Below are 19,245 nucleotides of genomic sequence, written 5' to 3' on the forward strand. Positions count from 1 at the left end.
ACGGTGAAGACCGCTACTGCCGACGTGGCCCCGATTGCTCCCCTGGCTTTGGGGGAAGAGGCGTCAGCTTCGCCGTCGCGACGTACGAGACCACGACCGCGACGATCACCAGCGGCATGACGGTGAGCCCCTGCGCCCCGATCAGCAGCGTGGCAAGCAGGACGGAGACCAGCGGAAGCCTCAGCATCGCGGCGCTCATCGCTCCGATACCCATCGCGAACCCCGCGACCAGGGACAGCCCCGGCAGATGCGAGAGCAGGGTGCCACCCGCCGCTCCCAGGAACATCGCGGGAAAGATCGGGCCTCCCCGGAAACTGCTGAGCGAGGAGCAATAGGCCAGAGACTTGCACAACACCAGCAGCGACAACGCTCCCACCGAATACGCGGCGCTGTGCCTGAGGAATGGATCCAGCGCCGTCTGCCCCGAATACAGCACGTCGGTCGCTTCTTTGCCGGTGCCCTCCGCATAGCCGATCGCCAGCCCCGCCACGACCAGGCCCATGCCCACCGTGGCCACCACTCGCCGCCTCTCGACGAGCGTCTTGAGCCGGACGGCGAGCCATCGGATTCCCAGGCCCAGGAGTGCGGCCGACACTCCGATGACCAGAGCCCAGCCGAATTCCGCCACCTTCGGGCGCACGGCCGTGGGTACGTCGTGCAGTACCAGCGAATAGGTGCCCAGCCCGGTCCAGGATCCCAGTCCGACGAAGATGAGCGCGCCGATGCCCGCGGCCAGCAGGCCGGGCACCAACACCAGTGCCATCATCTGCCCGCCCAACCCCGAGGCTTCCATCAGGAGGAACGCGCCGAGCAGGGGTGATCCCAGCAGGGAACTGACGGCCGCGAAACTGCCCGCCGCGCCCAACACCGAGGTCGCCCGCTCCGGGGGGTGCCGTTTGACCATTCGCACGGCGCCGGCGGCGAGCCCGGCGCCGAGGGTCAGGAGAGGGGACTCGGGCCCGAGGACAGCGGCGAAGCAGAGCGTCGCCAGGGCGGCCAAGAAGATGCCGGGCAGCTCGATGGGTGTGGGCGGGCCGGCGGGCTTGAACCCGGCTGTCGGCTCATGGCCACCGTGCCCCGGCAGGTACTGGACCGTCAGTCCAACAAGCAGCCCCCCTACGGCGAGCAGCGGCAGCGGCCACCACGGTGGCGTTCCGTCGAACCCCAGCGACTTGGGCAGATCCGTGTAGATCAGTGGCTGGACCTCGCCGACCAGGGCAAGGAAGCCGAACGCCGCCGCGGACACCGGCACACCGATCAGCGCGGCCATCACCAGAAGCACCAGGTACTCGCGGCTCCGAAGGAGAATCAGCGGGTCCTGGGGTGAAGCGGCCTCGGATCCAGTCTCGGTGACCGGCATGCGTATTGCCTCCTCGCGATGCGGACCTCGTCCGTGGTCTCGTCGGCCGCTTTCAGCGAACCGGGAACGCTCCGCCACCTGATACGAGAGGCGCTGCTCCGAGCCTGGCACGCCCCTCCCCTGCAGGCATGTCAACGCCGCCCACGCGGGTAACTCCTACGCGTCACCCCCCGACCGCCCCGATCTTCCGAGCCCGGTGGCTCGCCGGAGCCGAACCGACCGGGCGTCCTCTGCGATCCGGACGGCGCCGAGAAGGATCCGCGCAACCCGCGGGACCACGGCCACCACGGATCAGCCCACCCTGGAGAAGCCTGTAGCGGGCCCGTGTGCGAACACCACCCGCTGACCGGCACACAAGTCAGTGCGTTTTCGAAGCGGAACGCTTCGCGCTTTTACTCCTGCCGGCACCTGTGCTGCTCCGACCGGACCCGGCGGAGGCCTCCTCCCCCTTTCTGGGCTTCTCCGTGTCTGCGGCCGTCCGCGATGGCGTTGTCCGGGTCGGGGCGGTCGGCCACTTGAACTCGATCTCCAGCTCTATCTCCCCGTTGCCGATCTCAACCTCCATCTCGCTGCGAAGGTCGTCGGGGATCCGCAGGCTGAGCGTTCCGGGGCTGAGTTCCAGTTCGACATCCCCGCCTTCCCTCAGTGCGGCTGCGAGTGCCGTGAGCTGGTCAGCCGCCTCAAGGCGCGACAGCGAGCGCTTCCGTTCAAACTTGAGGTCCTTCACGGACGTCTCCGATCTGGAAGGAAAGGGTTGATAGAGCCCATTCTGCGGCCATGTACGAGATCGGACATCCTCATGGCCGGGCGCCCGAAGCTTCCTGGCAAAGAGGTCCGGCGTCGCTCGCCGACAGATCCTGGAAGCCCTGCTGTCGAGCGCCTCCGGTCAGAACGGATTCAGCACACATCAGAGCGGGAAACCCCGCGAACACCCGATTTCGAATCGAGTTCGCGGCTGCCGGCACCGTCGGAGACCGCTGCTGCCGGAGATCGCTGCTGCCGGAGACCGCTCCCCGTCGTACACGGCTCGTGACGTCGTCGAGCCGCGCCGTCGCGAGACGAACTCGCCGACACCACCCGGGAGTTTCGTCAGCGTCCCTGCTTCAGCGCCGAATGGCCCACGCCGTCTCGCGCTCGCGGCGCGGCCACACGGGTGGTTCGGCGCGGAGCGCCCACGGCCGCGTTCGGTCCCGTAATGCCCCGACCGCACACGGAGGTTGAGCCGGCCGCCGAGCCGACGCCCGTGCTCGTTGATCAGATGATCCGGCGTGCCGACGGGCTGATATCCGACATTTGCTTATTAACCTCTCGGCATCTTATGACGTGGCGGATCGCGTAGCGCGTCCGCTTCAAGGCTCGGAGAAGACATGCGCAAGACTCGCAAGACGGCTGTCGTAGCCGTCCTCCTCAGCACCGTCGGCTTTCTCGGCGCAGGCGCCGCCTACGCCCACGGGGACGGGTACGGGTACGGGGACGGGAAGGGCCACGGGCACGGGGACGGGAAGGGCCACGGGCACGGGAAAGGTCACGGGCACGGGAAAGGCCACGGGAAAGGCCACGGGAAAGGTCACGGGAAAGGTCACGGGTACAAGCACCGCGACACGGAGAGCAAGACGGTCGTGATCACCCAGAGCACATCATGCAGTGCGACCGACGAGAACACCGACGTACAGGGCGAGTCCGCCTACGGCAACTGGTCCAACGGCGAGGTCTCACCTGGTCCGCAAACCACCAACATCGGCTCACACCTGGGGTGCGACAACACCCTCGTCCTCGGCAAGTAACCCACCCGGGTCCCGGCACCGGGACCCGGACTCGGGGGTCTTCCGACCCGGACGCAGCACCGGCCAGGGCAGCGAACGCGGAGAGAGGGAAGTCGACGGTCGCTGCTGCTGTGGATCTGCTCATCCGATGCCGGGGGTGGTGACGGGGTACAGCGTGCGCAGGCCCTCGTTCAACGCGTACGACAACGCCGACCCGTGGGTCTGCCGGGGGTACAGGCGGGAGGTGAGCTCCAGGGACGGGTAGTCGCGCAACCGCAGCAGCTGCGACATGCGGGTCATCGACCCGACGATGTCGGCGGCGGCCACGTAGGGGTCGGTGAGCTCCGCCTCGCCCGCGCCGAAGAACACCTTCGCCGCCAGGTCGTCGTGGGTCGTGGCGTAGTCGGCCTCCAGCGTGAACAGCAGATCCTCACATCCGCTGAGGGCAGGGCTGCCGGCGAGATAGCGAGCGAAGGCCGCCGGCCGGGAGAGCAGGGCGAAGCCGACGAAGTGTCCGCCGCCGGAGAATCCCACGAGACCGTGATCGTCGTCGAACCGGAACTCGGTCGCCAACCGCGGGCGCAACTCGTCGACCAGGAACGACAGCAGTGCATCGGCGCCGCCGCCCGTCGGCGTTTCGCTGGACAGTGCTTCCATGCGTGCGCCGCCGGGCCCTGCATTGACCCATCTCGGCATCGGATAGAAGTCGTGTGTGCGACGCGCGCCGAACTCGGCGAGATCGCTCTCGTCGGGAGCGCCGACTCCGATCACGATGAGCTCGGCGACCTCCTGCACGGTGTGGAGCCAGTTCATCAGGCCGACGGTGAGCGGGAAGCTGAGGGACGCGTCCGTCACCCAGAGGACGGGGTAGCTGCGGTCACCGTGCTCGTACGACGGGGGGAGCGCGATATGCACGTCATGCGGCCAGGGCACATCACTCCCGTGCATCCGTCTGGTGGGCAGCACCTGATATGTGTGCCGGGGCAGGGACACAAATACCTCCTGCTGAAGCCAGTGTTCGGACATTCGATCAGGGGCCTCAGATGGCCGACCGGCCCTACCGGTCAACTGAGTTGCGGCATCTCTCCCAGCAGCCGGCAGGGCGTTTCCGGGTCCGGCCATGTCCGGGCGCGGACGCCGGGAATCCATTGTCGGGGGGCGGTCGGCACGGAAGTCTCCTGACCTGTGACCAGTGCAGAGGTTGGAGAGGCCATGCGTTCCCCGCTCATACGTTCCTTCTCGCAGCTCGACTCCCTGGACCCGGGGCGCCCCGTCGTGACCCTGTTCAGCGGCGGGCTCGACAGCTCGTATCTGCTGCTGCGGCTGCGGCGGATGGGCATCCGCGAGGTGCACGCCGTGAGCGTCGACATCGGCGAGGACGAGTCCAGTACGTACAAACGCCAGGTGGCCGAAGCCCTCGGCGCCACGATCCACATCCTCGACCGGCGTGCCGAGTTCGCCGGCCGGTACGTGGCTCCCGCGATCGCCGCCCAGGCCGTCTACCTCGGCATCCACCCCGTCAGCTCCACGCTCAGCCGTCCGCTGATCGCCCACAGCGCGGTCGAGCTGGCCCGTGCGCTCGGCGCGCAGGCCCTGCTCCACACCGCCAACCGCTCCCAGAACACCCTGCGCCGCCTCAACGGGGCGCTGGCGCTGCTCGGTTACGAGGGTGCGTTCGGCAGCCCGTACGACCTCGACCCCGTCACTCGCGAGGACAAGCTCCTCGAACTGCGGGCCGCCGGGATCGATCTGCTCGCCGGGCGGATCGTCAGCGGCGACTCCAACCTGTGGTGCCGTGAGTTCGAGTCGGGCATCCTCGACGATCCCGAACTCCACGAGGTTCCCGAGGAGATGTACGCCTGGAGCCGGCCGACCGCGCTCCCCGGCGACACCGACACCCTGACCGTCACCTTCGAGCACGGGCTGCCCGTCGCCCTCGACGGACAGCCGCTGCCGCTGACCGTGCTGATCGACCGGCTCAACCGGAGGGTCGGCGCGTACGGGCTCGGCCGCTACTCCGGCCTGGAACACCTCGACCACGGCGAGAAGGTCCTCGAAATCCGCGAGATGCCCGCCGCCTGGCTCCTGCTCAGCAGCTACCGGCACGTCGAGAGCGCCTGCCTGGATGCCGAACTCATCCGCGAGAAGCGGCACCTGGAGCAGGTCTGGACGCGAGAAGCCCTCGAAGGCCGCTGGTTCGGCGAACTGCGGCTCGCCACCCAGGTGTTCATCGACGCCTGCGCCTCCCGCACCACCGGGTCCGTGACCTGGCGACTGCGCACCGGCGGCGCCGACACGCGCTCCATCACCGCCGGAGCGCCCCTGTACCTGCGCGACCGGGAGGCCTGGGAGGAGCGGGCGATCAGCGCGGAGTCGGCGCCGTTCGACCGCGTCGAGGCGCACCGCCGCGGGGCCCGCATCAACGAGGGCCGTCCCGCGGCACAGCTCGCCGCCGTGTGATCCCCCGGCCGTCACTCCCTCGACCACCCCTTCCCCTTCTTCGCCTTTCTCCTTACGTTCCTCTTCGCCACGGAGACCTTCATGACCACTGCCGCCACCCGTCACCCCGTCGCCGTCGACGCCGTCACCGCCCTCGCCGGTCCGGGCGGACATCTGATGCCCTCGGCCCGGCTCTCGGCGCTCGCGGGTGTCGACGCCGCCGACTGGACGCGCTTCGCCGGCCACTGGGACGAGCTCACCCTCGACACGTACATGGCCGACGGAGGCACGTACCGTTTCCGCCGCTACGGCCAGTTCGAGCTCGACCCGGCCGCGGGTGCACTCACCCTGCTCCCGCACGAGCCGTACCGTCAGGAGTCGGACATCAACCCGCTCAACGGCGGCATCGAGCGGGTCTTCGACCCGCTGACCGAGTCCTTCGCCGGCGACCCGCTGCTGCGCTCCGTGCTGGTCGAACTCGGCCGGATCTTCAGCGCCGTCGACGGCACGGGGTCGTGGAACGTGAAGCTGCACCCGTACCGCATCAGTGCCTCCGCGGACCAGCAGGGCCAGCCTGCGCCCGAGGGCCGGCACCGCGACGGCGTCACCTTCATCACCTCGCTGCTGATCGGCCGCAGCAACGTCACCGGCGGCGAGAGCGCCGTCTGTTCCGACGAGGGTGAACACCTCCTCACGGTTACCCTGTCCGAGCCCGGTGACCTGCTGCTGGGCGACGACCGCCGCACGCTGCACTCGGTGACCCCGGTGCGGCCGGTGGATCCCGAGCTCGCCGCCCACCGTGACGTCCTGGTGATCGCGTACACCGCGCGCTGAGCCGCCGCGTCACCCCCGCACCGCACCGCCTGCCGCCCGCCCCTGTCACCTAGGAGTCCCCCATGCCCGTCCCTGCGGCCCGCCGCGCCTGGCTGACCGATCTGCCCGTCCTGCTGGTCGCGGTGGTGTGGGGCTCCAGTTATCTCGCCGCCAAGGACGTCACCACGACGCGGACCGTCCTGGCCGTGCTCGTCCTGCGGTTCGCCGTGGTGCTGCCGGTCCTGGCCGTCACCGGGTGGCGCAGGCTGCGGGCGCTCAAGCGGGCACAGATACGGGGCGCCGGCGTCCTCGGGCTGATCCTGGCCGGGATCTTCCTCCTGGAGACGTACGGCGTCGTGCACACCTCGGCGACCAACGCCGGGCTCATCATCAGCCTCACCATGATCTTCACGCCGCTCGCGGAGAGCCGGCTCACCGGCATCCGGCCCTCCGGGCCGTTCGTCGCGGCCGCGGGGCTCTCGGTGCTGGGTGTCCTGCTCCTCACCCAGGGCGCCGGGTTCAGCGCGCCGTCCCTCGGAGATCTGCTGATGCTGGGCGCGGCCGTGGCCCGTACCGTGCACGTCCTGGCGATGTCGCGCATGCGGTCGGTGCAGGGTGCGGACGCGCTGTCGATGACCACGGTCCAACTGGGCAGTGCGGTCGTGGTGTTCGCGCTGCTGTCCACGGCACCCGGCACCGGCAGCACCCCGTGGGCGGCCGCGGCGGACTTCGACGCCGGGGACTGGCTCGGGCTGCTCTACCTGTCCGCGTTCTGCACGCTGTTCGCGTTCTTCGTGCAGATGTGGGCCGTACGCCGTACGTCGCCCTCGCGGGTCAGTCTGCTGCTCGGCACCGAGCCGGTGTGGGCCGCCGTCGTCGGAATCGCGCTCGCGGGAGACCGGCCGGGATGGCCGGGGCTGCTGGGCGCGCTCCTCGTGCTCGCGGGCACGGCGTGGGGCCGCCGCGCCGCCGCCCCGCAGCAGAACGCACAACAGAACGCGCAAGAGAATTCGCAGGCGGCATCCCGGTCGGCGTCGCGGCCGGCGTCAGTCGTCGAGCCATCCGAGGCGGACGGCGCAGACCCCGGCCTGGAATCGGCTGGCCGCGCCTAGCCGTTCGGTCAGCTCGGAGACCAGGCGGCGGACCGTGCGCTCGGAGATCCCGAGCTTGCGGGCCATCGCCTCGTCGGTGAGTCCGCCCGCGAGCATCCGGACCAGCTCACGGTGGCGGCCGGTCGGGTGCCAGTCGCCCTCGGGGCTCGCGGTGGCGGACTCGGTCAGCACCGTGGCACTGGCCCAGCAGTGCTCGAAGACCCCCCGGAACACCCCGACCAGGGTCTCGCTGCGCAGCACGACGGCGGCGATCTCCCCGTCCGCCGTCTGGGACGCGGGCACGATCGCCAGCGAGCGGTCCACCACGATCAGCCGCAGCGGCAGGGTGTGCGCGGTGCGGACCTGGGCGCCCGCGCCGTTCAGCCGCCGCAGATAGGCCGTCATGTGCGGGACGGCGGCCGCCGAGCCCAGATGGATCGTACGGATGCGTACGCCGCGGCCCAGCACGAGCCGGTCGCGTTCGAGCCCGGCCTCGACCATCCCGGCGGGCAGGGCCCGTCCGGGGTGCAGCGAGAGCACCTCCTCCTCCACCCGCTGCGAGGCGTCCTCCAGGGCGGCCGACACGTTGGCCTCGCCGGTCACCACCTCCATCTGCACGGAGGACAGTTCGCGGGCGTGCACCGGCTGGAAGTCCGCGACCACCTGGGCGAGCGCGGAGCGTGTCTGCCGTATTGCGGTCAGCAGGGTATGGGTGTGCTGCTCCTCGTCGAGGAGCAGATTGCGCAGTGCGGTGTCGGGGGCGAGCGCCGTCCAGCCGTTGCGGTTGTCCGACGACGGCACGAACAGGCCGAGCCGGCCGAGCAGTCGGAGCGCGTCGGCCAGTTCCGTCCCGCTCCAGCCGCGGCTCTCGGTGAGCGTCTCCGGGCGCCACGCGGCGTTGTCGAGAGCGAGACGATAGAGCTCCTGCGCCCGCGCGCGTGCGTCCACCTGGAATCGTCCCCCAACTGATTCACGAGCGCTGTCCCCCTGAAGCGCTCCCTCGTGGATCTTAGGAACGGTCCATCCAGCGGAACAGCCGCGGTCCGCGATACGGACAGCCGGAGGATCCCCCGCCTTGTCCCGCCCCGCTCGCCCGCCGACCGCCGCCCCCCGTCCGCCCCTGGCCATGGCCGGTTGCGGAACTCCCGTCGGCATAGCCGCGAACGGCCCGGCCGGAACATGCTGATCACACAGCGATCACCGCTGAACACACACGCCCCACCCATGCACCACCCACGTATCACCCAAGAACCACGATCTTCCAGGGGGCCCTCATGTCTGCTTCGTCCGCTTCGGCTGCTTCCCATCTCATACGTGGCGTGTCCGCGATGCTCGCCACGGCCCTCGTCCTTGGCGTCGTCGGCGTCCTCGGTGACGCGCAGGGCGCCGCGACGGCCGGCGCCGAGGCCCGTGTCGTCGCCGCGGGCGGCGACTCGCTGATCTGGGGCTGACCCGGTGACCAGGCCGAGCGTCGCCGTCGTCGCACCGCTGACCGGTCCGCGCACGGCCTGGGGAGCGGTCCTTCTCGACCAACTGGAACAGATCAGAGCGGTCCGCCCGGATGCCGCCGAGTGGCAGGTGTACGACGAGACACCCGACGTCGCCCGTGAGGTCGCCGGCGCCGGACACGCGGCGGTCGTCGGCCACACCGACACGGAGGGCGCCCGCCGGGCCCTGCCGGTGTACGAGGCCGCCGGGCTCGTCTGTCTGCTCCCTTTCGTCCGGGCCGGGGCGCCCGCTCTGAGCTGGGCACCGGACGGGGACGCGCTGGCCCGCACGGTCGTTGAGGGCGCGACGGCCCTGGGCGTGACGGCGCTCGCCGTGTCCCAGGACGAGGAACCCGGCTGGACGGCGCTCGGGCGCGCGGTCGCCGCGGAGGCCCGCAGCGCGGGGCTCACGCCGGGTCCCGGTGGAGCGCTGGCGGTGCTGGCGCCGCAGGACCGGTTCGCGCACTTCGCACGGGATGCGGGTCCCGTGCTCACACCGGCGGACTGCGGGCTGAGTTCCTTCGACCGGCTGCGGCACGCGGCAGCAGACCGTGAGGTGTGGGCCGTCCATCCCCGGATGTGCGCGGTACGCCGGGTCCAGACCGCCGTCACGGCCCTCGCGCGGGCCCTTTCCGGGGCTCCCGCTCTGCGCGGAACGGCACTGGCGGACGCCGTACGGGCCCGCTCGGGAGCCCTGCTGGCCGGCGGGGGAGCACCCCTGGACGACGGCTGGCTGGTCTCCCGGCTGTCCTGGACGTGCCCGGTGAGGGACTCGCTCTGACCGCCCGTAGGGTTCCCTGCATGGTGACTGCGACCGTCCGTGAGTGGCATGACGAGGAAGGGTGGGGAGTGCTCGACTCCCCCGAGACTCCCGGCGGGTGCTGGGGCCACTTCTCCGCCGTCCGGATGGACGGGTTCCGGACGTTGTCGGCCGGACAGCAGGTGGACCTGGAGTGGGAGGCCCCCGGCTTCAGGCAGGACGGGTACCACTACGTCGCGCTGAATATCGTGCCCAGGCCCGCCTGACCCCGACGACTCACACTCCCCTGCATGCCCGTCCTGCAAGCCGTGCCCCTCTGCATGCCGCGCCCGTCCTACATGCCGTGCCCGTCGCAACACCCGTCCCTGCGCATCAGTCGGCCCGTCTCCAGCCAGTCGTCCCGGGCCGCGGTCGTGTGCCCGGCCGACGGCTCGAAGGCGGAGACCAACTCCTCGGTGGTGTACGGGACTCCGCCGCGCAGGACAGCGACGGTGCGCACGAGGGTGGCGAAGTCCGTGAAGGGGTCGCCGTCGATGACCGTCAGGTCCGCGATCCTGCCTTCCTCGACCGTGCCGAGGTCGTGGTCGACGCCGAAGAGGCGGGCGGGCAGGACGGTCGCGGTGCGCAGGGCCTGGGCCGCGGAGAGGCCACCGCGGTGCAGGGCGCGCAGGCCGAGGTGGAGGGACAGGCCGACGGGGACGAGCGGCTGGTCCGTGCCGAGGGCGACCAGTCCGCCGGCGGCCAGGATCCGGCGGTAGACGTCGGTCTCCGTGCGAAGAGTGGCGAGTTGGGCCGCGGTGGGCGGGGTACCGGCCGACTGCCGCACGGCGGCCGCGTCCCACGGGGGCATGACCACCGTGACCCTGGGATCCTCGGCGAGGGCGGGGTCCGCGCCGAGGAGGGGCGAGGCGGTGAAGGGCGTGGCGATGAGCGAGAAGTTCACTGCGTGCGCGGTGTAGATCTCCAGCACGTCCTCGTAGGCGCGGCCCGCGGCCGTGATGGCGTGGCCGAACTCGGCGCGCTGCGTGGCCTGCAGATGGGTCGTCAGATCCTGGCCGAGCTGGACGCCGGGGGAGAGGAGGTGCCCGCCCGCGCGTACGCCGAGGCGTTCGTGGGCGAACCGGGCGGCTTCCTCCATGACCCAGCCGGGCGCCCGGACGTACGTCTTGACGAAGTCCCAGTCCAGGGCGGCGCCCCGCTCCAGTGAGCGGCGCAGCCCCTGCCGGGTCCGGTGGGCGCGGCCCATGCTGTAGGCGACGCGCGCGCCGTCGAGGAGTTCGCCGGTGGTCAGCAGCCGCGGCCCGGCGAGCTCTCCGGTGGCCACCGCCTCCCGGATGCGGGCCTGTTCGTACGCGAAGCCGCCGAGGGAGACGGCCGTGGTGATGCCGTAGGTGAGCTGGCCGGTGGTCTGGCGGCCGCCGTAGGTGCTCTGCCAGGGGTGGGTGTGGGTGTCCCACAGGCCGGGGACGACGGTGCGGTCCGAGGCGTCGATCCGGCGGAGGGCGGCGGTGCGCCCGGAGCGGTGGGGTTCGACCGCCGTGATGCGTCCGCCGCGTACGACGATGTCGGCGTCGTCGCGGGTCGTCTCGCCCGTGCCGTCCCACAGGCGCCCGGCGTGCACCACCAGGTCGGCGGGTGCGGGTCTGGGGGCGGCGAGGGGGACGCGGACGGTGCGGGCCGGGCCGCCGTCGACGCCGACGAGCCGCAGCCTGGCGCCGGACAGGTACAGCAGGGTGGTGGAGTCGCCGGACCAGGAGGGGTGGTCGGCCGGTTCGGTGGTGAGGGTGCGCAGGTCGCCGCGCGGGGTGCCGTCGGGGTCGACGGGCAGCAGGCACAGTGCCGACTCGACGATCACCGCCATCCAGCGGCCGTCCGGCGACCAGACGGGCCCGGAGTCGTAGCGGTCGGCGATCGACGTGTGGGGCGCGACGGCGTGCAGGCTGTCGGAGCCGGTGGCGGTGTCGACGACCCGGATGAGGTTGTAGCCCTCCCGGAAGCGGGAGTTGAGGCGGTTGCGGTCGCAGAGGGCGAGGTGGCGGCCGTCGGGCGACCAGCTCGGACGGCCGGGCAGCCCGCCGCCGCCGAGGGGTGCGGCCAGGACGCGTTCCTCGCCGGACGTCAGGTCGCGGACGAGCAGTCTGCCGGTCAGGTCGAGACAGGCCAGCCGCTGTCCGTCGGGGGACAGCGCGGGGTGGACCCGGCCGCCGGTCGCGAGCGCGGTCTCCTCACCGGTGGCCAGATCGTGGCGGTACACGCCGAGGAGTCCGTCGCGGTCGTCGGCGTGCACGAGGGACCGCCCGTCGGGCGCCCAGGTGGGCGCGAGGAGATAGCGGGTGCGGGCCGCCCGGCGCAGTCGCCTGGGCGGAGGACCGCCCGAACTGCCCGCGAGCCACAGGGAGTTGAGGGCGGCGAACGCGATCTGCCGGCCGTCGGGCGACAGCGCGGGCAGGTGGATGCCGCGCGCGGGGCGGGCGTGGGCCGCCTCCCCGAGGTCGTACTCCTTGGTCTCGTACCGCGGCCGCCGCACGGGGAGCACGCCCTCGAAGGGCAGGGTCTCCGGCTGCCCGGGGCTGTCCGGGCGTACGAGGGTGAAGGCGCCGTCGAGCGTGAGGAGCAGCTCTCCCGCCGGCGTCCAGCGCGGGGGCACCGGGGCGATGTCGCCGGCCACCGGGACGGGCCGGCCGTCGACGGCCAGGGTGCAGGAGGCGTTCGGTGGAGCGGTGGTGCGCAGATGTGCCAGGCGGCCGTCGGCGGCGATGGCGGGGGTCATGACCTGCGTGCCCGCGCTCTCGGTGTGCCGTACGGCGACCGGGCCGGTGCCGTCGGCGGGCACGGCGGCGATCGTACGGGCGTCCAGGCCGGTGCCCAGCGGGGTGGCGACGGGCTTCGCGCGGACGAACAGGATGCGGGTGCCGTCCGGTGACCAGGTGGGGTCGAAGTCCTCCCAGGGGCCGTCCTGCAGGGGGCCGTCCTGGCCGGTCAGGCCCGTGATCCGGGTGATCCGGCCGGTGTGCAGGTCGAGGACGTGGATGCGGTACGGGCTTGCGCTCACCGGGCCTTCGGGGTCGCCGCCGCGCTCGGAGGCGAAGGCGAGCCGGGTGCCGTCGGGCGACCAGGCCGGGCCGCGGTCGTCCCAGGGGCCGTCGGTGCGCTGCGTGAGGCCGGAGCCGTCGGGGCGGACTGTCCACAGGTGGAACCCGCTGCCCCGGTAGGCGCAGAACGCCACGTGGGCGCCGTCCGGGGAGTGTGTGGGCCGGCCCGGTTCGAGGTCCGGCGGGGTCAGCGGCCGTGCGGTGCCGCCGCTGCGGGGCAGGTTCCAGAGCACGCCCTGCACCTCGGCGACCAGCCGGTCGCCGCCCGGGGCGAGGGTGGCCGAGCCGTTGGTGGCCCGGGTGAACGTCAGGGAGGGGGTGCCGGTGCGGGTTCGTGCCGCTGCCGGGACGGCGCCCACCAGGGGCACGGCGCCTGCGGCGGCGAGAAGTTGACGGCGGGTCGGACGGAAAGTGGGGGTCCGGTCACGGTCCATGGCAGTACACACTGGCGCACCGGCCGTCCCTCGTTCAACGACATCCCCGGCCAACCATGGATCACTGCCGGCATGGCACGGGACCAGGACGTCGGCGTACCCGTCCCGGTTCACATCGCGCGGCCGGACGTCGATGCCGAAACGCTCAGCCGGTCAACGTGCCCTGGTGGAAGCACATCCGCCAGCCGGTCTCCGCCCAGCCGCTACGACTCCTGCGGCGCCGGTGCCGGCTCCGGCTCCGGCTCCGGCTCCGGCTCCGGCGACCGCCGTCGAACAGCAGCCGTAGCGAGCGCCAGCGTCGCGCACACCGACGCGAGCGCCATCAGCGTCATCGCCGTGGCGGGCGAGGTGAGCTGGGCAACCGAGCCCGCCAGGGTCGCGGCCACGCCCTGTGCCGTCAGCATTCCGGCCGAGTGCAACCCGAGGGCATGGCCGCTGAGTTCGTCCGGGGTGAGGGCCATCAGGCGCTCCTGCTGGACCAGGCTCGCGCCGAACCCGACGGAGGCGACGCACGCGGCCGCGGCTGCCCAGTACAACCCCGGCCGCAGCGCGAAAAGCAGATACGGCGTGGCCAGCAGCAGGAGCAGCCCAGTGGCCAGCCTGGGCCGCAGCGCGGGCGGTACGAGGCGGCCGACGGTCACGTCCCCGACGAACATGCCCAGCGCCCCGCAGGCGAACAGCGCGCCGGCGGCGTGGGGGTCGTAGGAGACGTAGAGGGACTCGCAGCCGACGACAAGGCCGTTGGGGATCCACAGGCCCAGGTAGGTGAGGCGGCGGGGACGCGAGGACCACAGCAGACCGTTGGTGCGCCAGGTCGCCGTGACGGACGGGCGGCCCGAGGAACGCGGCGGGCGGGCGGTCAGGCCCAGGCGGGTGGCGAGGGCCGTCGTGACGTAGAGCGTCGCCGCCAGCAGCAGACAGGCGCGTGGAGTCAGGACCGTCAGCAGGATGCCTCCGGTGGCGAATCCGGCGATCTGCATGAGCCCGGAGAGCATGTTGAACACCGAACGCCCCAGCAGATAGCCGTCCTTGGAGAGGATCTCGTTCAGCAGCCCCCAGCGCACTCCCCCGCCCAGCGAGGCGATCAGACCCTGCAGGAGTACGACGCCGAAGACCGCGCCGATCGGCAGTCCGGGCAGCGCCAGCACCGCCGTACCGGCCGCGAAGGCGAGACCGATGCCGGTCAGCGTCGACCGCGGCGGCAGCCGGTCGGCGCCCGAGAGCAGGAGCGTGGCCCCGAGTACCTGCGCGAGCTGCGGCCCGAACATGCTCACCGCCGACAGCAGCGGCGAGCCGGTCGCCCGGTAGACGAGCGTGCCGAGCGCCAGGGAGCCGATCGTCTGGGCCGCGGTGTGAGCGGCGGCGGACAGGAAGAACGGGGTGAACTCCGGGGTGCGGAAGAGGTCTCGGTAGCTGCGCATGCAGGAAGTCTCGAAAGGGCCGGGGAGGGATCGTTATTGTTTCGCGCACACGCGAAACATCCGGACGAAGGAGGACTCATGGGCTGGTGGCAGATGAACGCCGACACCCTCGCCCGCAGCCGTTTCGTCCTCTCCCCGCTCGCCGAGACCTTCGCCTGCCTCCAGCTGCTGCACCGGGGCGAGCCCGCCCACCCCGGTGAACAGGCCTGGCTACGGTCCCACCTGCCCGCCTACCGGGCCCGCCTGGCCGCCGACCCGGTGACCGCGCGCCTCGTCCGCGCGGGCCTCGGCCGCGGCTGGATCGCCGACTTCCTCTCGCCCACCCCGAGGGACGGCGAGACCATCGAGGAGGGGGTGGCGCGCGTCCGGTCCGCCGACCCCTCCCAGGCACGGGCCGACATCACGATCGCCCTCGAACGCGGCCCGTTCCCACCCGAGCTGGACCGCGACGACCTTCCGTCCCGCGCCGCCGACCTCCTCTCCTACGTCTGGGCCGAGACCGTACGGCCGTACTGGGACCGGCGGCGGCGCGTCCTGGAGGCCGATGTGGTCGCCCGGACCGCGCAGGTCAGCCAGGGAGGCTGGGCGGCGGTGCTGGACGCGCTGCGGCCGGGCCGCACCCGCTGGCTCGGCGAGAACCGCCTCCAGGTCAACCCGCACGAGTACCCGCCCCGCGAGATCTCCGGCGCCGAGCTGGTCTTCGTGCCCGTGACGCCCAAGGCGGGCTGGGTGTCCTGGGAGGAACCGGACCGGTACGCGATCATCTACGCCTGCGAGGGCGCCCTCGCCGACCACACGGCCCGCCCCGCCCCCGCGAGCCTCGCGGCCCTGCTGGGCCCCGCCCGCGCCGGTGTCCTCGCCCTCCTCACCTCTCCCCTGAGCACGAGCCAACTCGTCGCCGTCACCGGCCAGGGCCTCGGCTCGGTGGGCCGCCACCTGAAGGTCCTGCTGGACGCGGGGCTGGTGGAGCGCAGGCGCTCCGGTCGTTCGGTGCTGTACTCGCGGACCGCGGCCGGCGACGTCCTGACGGAGGCCCAGAACCGGCACGACATGTACCGGAGTTAGCATCCGCTCATGACGACTGCAGACAGCAACGGCGCCGCTCCCCTCGACGTGGAGATCGACGCCCTCCAGGGTGGTTCCGCCGATCTCTCCCAGTACACGGGCAAGGCCGTCCTCATTGTGAACGTGGCCTCCAAGTGCGGGCTGACCCCCCAGTACACCGGCCTTGAGCGCCTCCAGGAGCGCTTCGCCGAGCAGGGCTTCACCGTCCTCGGCGTGCCCTGCAACCAGTTCATGGGGCAGGAGCCGGGCAGCGCCGAGGAGATCGCCGAGTTCTGCTCGGCGACGTACGGCGTGACCTTCCCGCTGACCGCGAAGATCGAGGTGAACGGCGACGACCGGCACGCCCTGTACGACCGCCTGGTCGGCTTCGCCGACGCCGAGGGCCACACCGGCGACATCCGCTGGAACTTCGAGAAGTTCCTCATCGGGCGGGACGGCAAGGTCCTGGCCCGCTTCTCGCCGCAGACCGAGCCGGAGGCGGCGGAGATCGTGACGGCGGTCGAGGGCGCCCTCGCCTAGGGCCTGTTGACCTTGCCCCTGGGGCAGGGCCGAGCGTCCTGGTCACCGGGCGGAAAGGACCCGCCCGGTGACGGAGGATGCTGCGGTGGACGACGAACTGCTCACCATCGGCGCGTTCGCGGCCCGGTCGCGGCTTTCGGCCAGGGCGCTACGGCTGTACGACCGCCTCGGCCTGCTGGCACCGGCGCACGTCGACGAGGCCAGCGGCTACCGCTACTACCGCGCCGGCCAGGTGGAGCGGGCCCGGCTGGTGGCGCTGCTGCGGCAGCTCGACATGCCGCTCGCCCGGATCGCCGGGGTGGTCGAGGCGGACGGGGAGGCGGCGGCCGGCCTGCTCGCCGCCTACTGGTCGGACGTCGAGACGCGCATCGCGGGGCAGCGGACGCTCGCCGTGTACCTCCGTGGACGGCTGTCGGGGAGGAGCTCCGAGATGTACGGGAAGTTCGTGGTCGAGACGGTGGACGTGCCCGAGCAGGTGGTGATCACGCAGTCCCGGCACACGCTGCAGGACGAGCTGCCCGCCTGGATCGGGGCGTCGCTGGATCGCCTCGAGGAGGCGGCCGGCGCCTGCGGAGGTGCCGTGGGAGCGCCCTTCGTCGTCTACCACTCCGAGGTGTCCATGGAGAGCGACGGGCCCGCCGAGTCCTGCGTGCCGATCGCGGACGGGGCGGCTGCGCAGACGTGGGCCGAGCGGCACGGGAGGGCCTGGCGGACCACCGTGCGGGTCGAGCCGGCGCAGCGGCTGGCGTACACCCGGATCACCAAGGCCCAGGTGGCCGCCCCGCAGATCGGAGCCGCCTTCGAGGCGGTGGAGCAGTGGATCGCGGCCCAGGGGCTCCGACAGGCGGGACCGTGCCGGGAGGTCTACTTCGCCGACTGGAACGCGGCGGGGCCAACGGACGCGGTGTGCGACGTGGCGTTCCCGGTGACGTGAGGCGTCACTTCAGCTCGTCCGGGCAGGGCGTGCCCCGCGGCAGCGTGTAGGGCGCCGCGAGCCGGTACGTCCCCGGGTGCGGAGCGTTCAGCATGGTCCACCGGTCACCGTTGGCGTCCTCCTCCGTCTCCATGAGACAGCCGTTGACGTTGTCGTACGTCTTCGGCGTGTTCTCGGCCCGGTGCTTGGACGCCTGCGTCTCCTGGGGCGACTTGAGCTTCTTGCCGTGGGCGTCGACGATGCTCAGCCACGGCGAGTACGGGATGCGGATGAGGATCCGCCCGGCCTTCTTGACCTGCATCGTCATCTCACCCTGCTCGGCACGCTCGACCACGGCGTTGGGCTCGGCGAGCGGGGTGGGGTCGGTGACCTTGAACAGCTGCCAGTTGGCGTCGCCCCACATCTGCTTCAGATACGGCATGCCCCGCTGGACGAGCTCCCGCTCGCGCTCCCCGCCGTCGCCGTCCGGCCTGCCCTTCGGCAGGACGACGAAGTGGACGGACCAGCGCTGCAGCCACTCGTGGTAGTTCGCCGAGTTGAGCGTGTCGTCGTAGAAGAGGGGGTTGCGCTCCATGTCGGCCTGGCGGTTCCAGCCGCGGGCCAGGTTGACGTAGGGGGCGAGGGCGGAGGCCTCGCGGTGGGAGGCGGCAGGGACGACCTCGACCCGGCCCTTCTCGGCGCCGACGTCCTGGAGTTCGTTGACGAGGGGCGCGAGCTCGCGCGCCCAGGAGGCGGCCGGAGTGGTGTGCACGACGTCGTCGACCGCCTTGAAGCCGATCCAGCCGTTGAAGCCGACGCACGCCATCACGGTGACGTACCACTTCCGCGAGCGCGGGACCGTGAACGGGAGCGCGGCGAGCAGCGCCACGCCGGCGAACAGCATCGCCAGGCGCGTGATGTTGGAGCCGATCTGCGAGCTGACCAGCCAGACCGCGAGGACCGAGAGGCCGTACACCGCGGACGTCAGGCGGACCGTCGTCCAGTCCTTCGGGACGAGCACGAAGACGAGGACCGCGCTCAGGAACGGCAGGATCACCGAGCCGATCGTCATCGGCTGGGTGCCGGAGAAGGGGAACAGCCAGGCCGAGACGGCCACCACCGCGGCGGGGCTGAGCCCCAGGGCCCAGGCACCGGGGCGGCGTTTCTGCAGGAACAGGGCGACGGCGACCAGCCCCACGAACAGACCGGCGACCGGTGACGACATCGTCGCCAGCGCGGCCAGCGGGGCCGCGCACAGTGCCTTCGCCCACCGTTTGTAGCGCCACCTGTACGGCCAGCAGAAGACGACGGCGACCGCGCCCAGCGCGAACACCGTGCCCAGACCGAAGGTCACCCGGCCCGAGGCCGCGTTGCACAGGAACGCGAAGACGCCCGCCATCGAGGCCCACAGCGGGTTCTTCACCGACCGGCTGCGGATCAGGATCATCGTCAGCAGACCGGCCGAGACCGTCCCCGCGATCATCATCGTCGTACGGACGCCGAGCACCGACATCAGATACGGCGACACCATGCTGTACGACACCGGGTGCATGCCGCCGTACCAGGCGAGGTTGTACGCCGAGTCGGGGTGCCGGCCGACGAACTCCGCCCACGCGTCCTGCGCCGCGAGGTCGCCGCCGCCGTTCGCGAAGGTGAAGAACCAGACGAGGTGCAGTACGCCGGACAGGGCAGTGACCGAGAGCACCGGGTGTCGCAGGAGCCGCTCACGCAGGGCGAGGACGGCGTGTGTCACCGCAGGCTTCACGTGCGGCGTCGTACGACCGCTGTCCTCGCACGGTGCGGGCACGCGTATTCGCGGGCCGGTTCCCGGGCCCGGATCGGCGTCGTCTGCGCGTGTCGGCTCCGCAGTGGCCACCTGAAGGCACTCCCCGTGGTGTCCCGTCTTCTGTTCTGACGCGTCCCGTTGCCCGCCCGTTCGCGGCTGCGTCCCCGGGGATTTCCCGGTCGCGTCCCGCGAGCGACGGCCTGCCCCGATTCGTGACGCTAGCACGCACCCCGCCGGGCAGCGCCCTGGTGGGCCCACCGACGGGATGCGGGGCCGCCCCCGGTGAACGGGGGCGGCCCGAC

General features: G+C 71.8%; 17 protein-coding genes. 10 read left to right on the forward strand and 7 right to left on the reverse strand.

The window, feature by feature from the left end; genetic code table 11:
• Window positions 1-13 precede the first annotated feature (13 nt).
• Entirely contained in the window at window positions 14-1,360 is a 1,347-nt protein-coding gene (locus ACYUED_RS18475) for a chloride channel protein (RefSeq protein WP_491293377.1), read from the reverse strand.
• Window positions 1,361-1,718: 358 nt separating this feature from the next.
• Window positions 1,719-2,087 (reverse strand): amphi-Trp domain-containing protein, encoded by a 369-nt coding sequence (locus ACYUED_RS18480; RefSeq protein ID WP_491293378.1) that lies wholly within the window; start codon window positions 2,085-2,087, stop codon window positions 1,719-1,721.
• 640 nt (window positions 2,088-2,727) lie between these two features.
• Here ACYUED_RS18480 and ACYUED_RS18485 point away from each other — a divergent pair.
• The gene (locus ACYUED_RS18485) at window positions 2,728-3,144 is read left to right on the forward strand and encodes a hypothetical protein (protein ID WP_491293379.1); all 417 of its coding nucleotides are present in this window, start codon (window positions 2,728-2,730) and stop codon (window positions 3,142-3,144) included.
• Window positions 3,145-3,264: 120 nt separating this feature from the next.
• On the opposite strand, the gene ACYUED_RS18490 is transcribed toward ACYUED_RS18485, so the two are convergent.
• Window positions 3,265-4,038 carry an alpha/beta hydrolase gene (locus ACYUED_RS18490; RefSeq protein WP_491293380.1) on the reverse strand — a complete coding sequence of 258 codons (774 nt, stop codon included), beginning with the start codon at window positions 4,036-4,038 and terminating at the stop codon, window positions 3,265-3,267.
• Window positions 4,039-4,335: 297 nt separating this feature from the next.
• Here ACYUED_RS18490 and ACYUED_RS18495 point away from each other — a divergent pair, with 297 nt between their 5' ends.
• From ACYUED_RS18495 to ACYUED_RS18505, 3 genes are all read left to right on the forward strand, one after another.
• Complete coding sequence (locus ACYUED_RS18495) at window positions 4,336-5,583, forward strand: argininosuccinate synthase-related protein (protein WP_491293381.1); 1,248 nt, start codon at window positions 4,336-4,338, stop codon at window positions 5,581-5,583.
• Between the two features lie 81 nt (window positions 5,584-5,664).
• Window positions 5,665-6,396 carry a 2OG-Fe dioxygenase family protein gene (locus ACYUED_RS18500; RefSeq protein ID WP_491293382.1) on the forward strand — a complete coding sequence of 244 codons (732 nt, stop codon included), beginning with the start codon at window positions 5,665-5,667 and terminating at the stop codon, window positions 6,394-6,396.
• 62 nt (window positions 6,397-6,458) lie between these two features.
• On the forward strand, window positions 6,459-7,487 hold the full coding sequence (locus ACYUED_RS18505; RefSeq protein ID WP_491293383.1) for a DMT family transporter: 1,029 nt from the start codon (window positions 6,459-6,461) through the stop codon (window positions 7,485-7,487).
• Here ACYUED_RS18505 and ACYUED_RS18510 read toward each other — a convergent pair.
• Window positions 7,422-8,414 (reverse strand): helix-turn-helix transcriptional regulator, encoded by a 993-nt coding sequence (locus ACYUED_RS18510; protein ID WP_491293384.1) that lies wholly within the window; start codon window positions 8,412-8,414, stop codon window positions 7,422-7,424. The two genes, ACYUED_RS18505 and ACYUED_RS18510, sit on opposite strands and share 66 nt — an antisense overlap.
• Window positions 8,415-8,785: 371 nt before the next feature.
• Here ACYUED_RS18510 and ACYUED_RS18515 point away from each other — a divergent pair, with 371 nt between their 5' ends.
• The 3 genes from ACYUED_RS18515 to ACYUED_RS18525 are packed head-to-tail and all read left to right on the forward strand — an operon-like array spanning window position 8,786 to window position 9,979.
• Window positions 8,786-8,917: a hypothetical protein gene (locus ACYUED_RS18515; protein ID WP_491293385.1), complete on the forward strand. Its 132-nt coding sequence runs from the start codon at window positions 8,786-8,788 to the stop codon at window positions 8,915-8,917.
• Between the two features lie 4 nt (window positions 8,918-8,921).
• Entirely contained in the window at window positions 8,922-9,734 is an 813-nt protein-coding gene (locus ACYUED_RS18520; RefSeq protein WP_491293386.1) for a type 1 periplasmic-binding domain-containing protein, read from the forward strand.
• Between the two features lie 20 nt (window positions 9,735-9,754).
• Window positions 9,755-9,979 carry a cold-shock protein gene (locus ACYUED_RS18525; protein ID WP_491293387.1) on the forward strand — a complete coding sequence of 75 codons (225 nt, stop codon included), beginning with the start codon at window positions 9,755-9,757 and terminating at the stop codon, window positions 9,977-9,979.
• Window positions 9,980-10,047: 68 nt separating this feature from the next.
• On the opposite strand, the gene ACYUED_RS18530 is transcribed toward ACYUED_RS18525, so the two are convergent.
• Window positions 10,048-13,239: an amidohydrolase family protein gene (locus ACYUED_RS18530; RefSeq protein WP_491293388.1), complete on the reverse strand. Its 3,192-nt coding sequence runs from the start codon at window positions 13,237-13,239 to the stop codon at window positions 10,048-10,050.
• A gap of 203 nt (window positions 13,240-13,442) precedes the next feature.
• Window positions 13,443-14,660 carry an MFS transporter gene (locus ACYUED_RS18535; protein WP_491293389.1) on the reverse strand — a complete coding sequence of 406 codons (1,218 nt, stop codon included), beginning with the start codon at window positions 14,658-14,660 and terminating at the stop codon, window positions 13,443-13,445.
• A gap of 78 nt (window positions 14,661-14,738) precedes the next feature.
• Here ACYUED_RS18535 and ACYUED_RS18540 point away from each other — a divergent pair, with 78 nt between their 5' ends.
• From ACYUED_RS18540 to ACYUED_RS18550, 3 genes are all read left to right on the forward strand, one after another.
• Window positions 14,739-15,725, forward strand: coding sequence for an ArsR/SmtB family transcription factor (locus tag ACYUED_RS18540; RefSeq protein ID WP_491293390.1), 987 nt, complete (start codon window positions 14,739-14,741; stop codon window positions 15,723-15,725).
• Window positions 15,726-15,734: 9 nt separating this feature from the next.
• Window positions 15,735-16,244, forward strand: coding sequence for a glutathione peroxidase (locus ACYUED_RS18545; protein WP_491293391.1), 510 nt, complete (start codon window positions 15,735-15,737; stop codon window positions 16,242-16,244).
• Between the two features lie 67 nt (window positions 16,245-16,311).
• Window positions 16,312-17,178 (forward strand): MerR family transcriptional regulator, encoded by an 867-nt coding sequence (locus tag ACYUED_RS18550; RefSeq protein ID WP_491293392.1) that lies wholly within the window; start codon window positions 16,312-16,314, stop codon window positions 17,176-17,178.
• Between the two features lie 4 nt (window positions 17,179-17,182).
• Here the strand turns inward: ACYUED_RS18550 and ACYUED_RS18555 are convergent, their stop codons facing one another.
• Window positions 17,183-19,033: a DUF8823 domain-containing protein gene (locus ACYUED_RS18555; RefSeq protein WP_491293393.1), complete on the reverse strand. Its 1,851-nt coding sequence runs from the start codon at window positions 19,031-19,033 to the stop codon at window positions 17,183-17,185.
• Window positions 19,034-19,245: the final 212 nt, after the last annotated feature.

This window comes from Streptomyces sp. DF42, assembly GCF_058267695.1.

What these genes read in the sequence shown, in the direction of transcription:
- ACYUED_RS18475 (WP_491293377.1), bottom strand. Translation starts at nt 1,360, where the DNA reads ATGCCGGTCACCGAGACTGGATCCGAGGCCGCTTCACCCCAGGACCCG.
- ACYUED_RS18485 (WP_491293379.1), top strand. Translation starts at nt 2,728, where the DNA reads ATGCGCAAGACTCGCAAGACGGCTGTCGTAGCCGTCCTCCTCAGCACC.
- ACYUED_RS18495 (WP_491293381.1), top strand. Translation starts at nt 4,336, where the DNA reads ATGCGTTCCCCGCTCATACGTTCCTTCTCGCAGCTCGACTCCCTGGAC.
- ACYUED_RS18500 (WP_491293382.1), top strand. Translation starts at nt 5,665, where the DNA reads ATGACCACTGCCGCCACCCGTCACCCCGTCGCCGTCGACGCCGTCACC.
- ACYUED_RS18505 (WP_491293383.1), top strand. Translation starts at nt 6,459, where the DNA reads ATGCCCGTCCCTGCGGCCCGCCGCGCCTGGCTGACCGATCTGCCCGTC.
- ACYUED_RS18525 (WP_491293387.1), top strand. Translation starts at nt 9,755, where the DNA reads ATGGTGACTGCGACCGTCCGTGAGTGGCATGACGAGGAAGGGTGGGGA.
- ACYUED_RS18530 (WP_491293388.1), bottom strand. Translation starts at nt 13,239, where the DNA reads ATGGACCGTGACCGGACCCCCACTTTCCGTCCGACCCGCCGTCAACTT.
- ACYUED_RS18535 (WP_491293389.1), bottom strand. Translation starts at nt 14,660, where the DNA reads ATGCGCAGCTACCGAGACCTCTTCCGCACCCCGGAGTTCACCCCGTTC.
- ACYUED_RS18540 (WP_491293390.1), top strand. Translation starts at nt 14,739, where the DNA reads ATGGGCTGGTGGCAGATGAACGCCGACACCCTCGCCCGCAGCCGTTTC.
- ACYUED_RS18545 (WP_491293391.1), top strand. Translation starts at nt 15,735, where the DNA reads ATGACGACTGCAGACAGCAACGGCGCCGCTCCCCTCGACGTGGAGATC.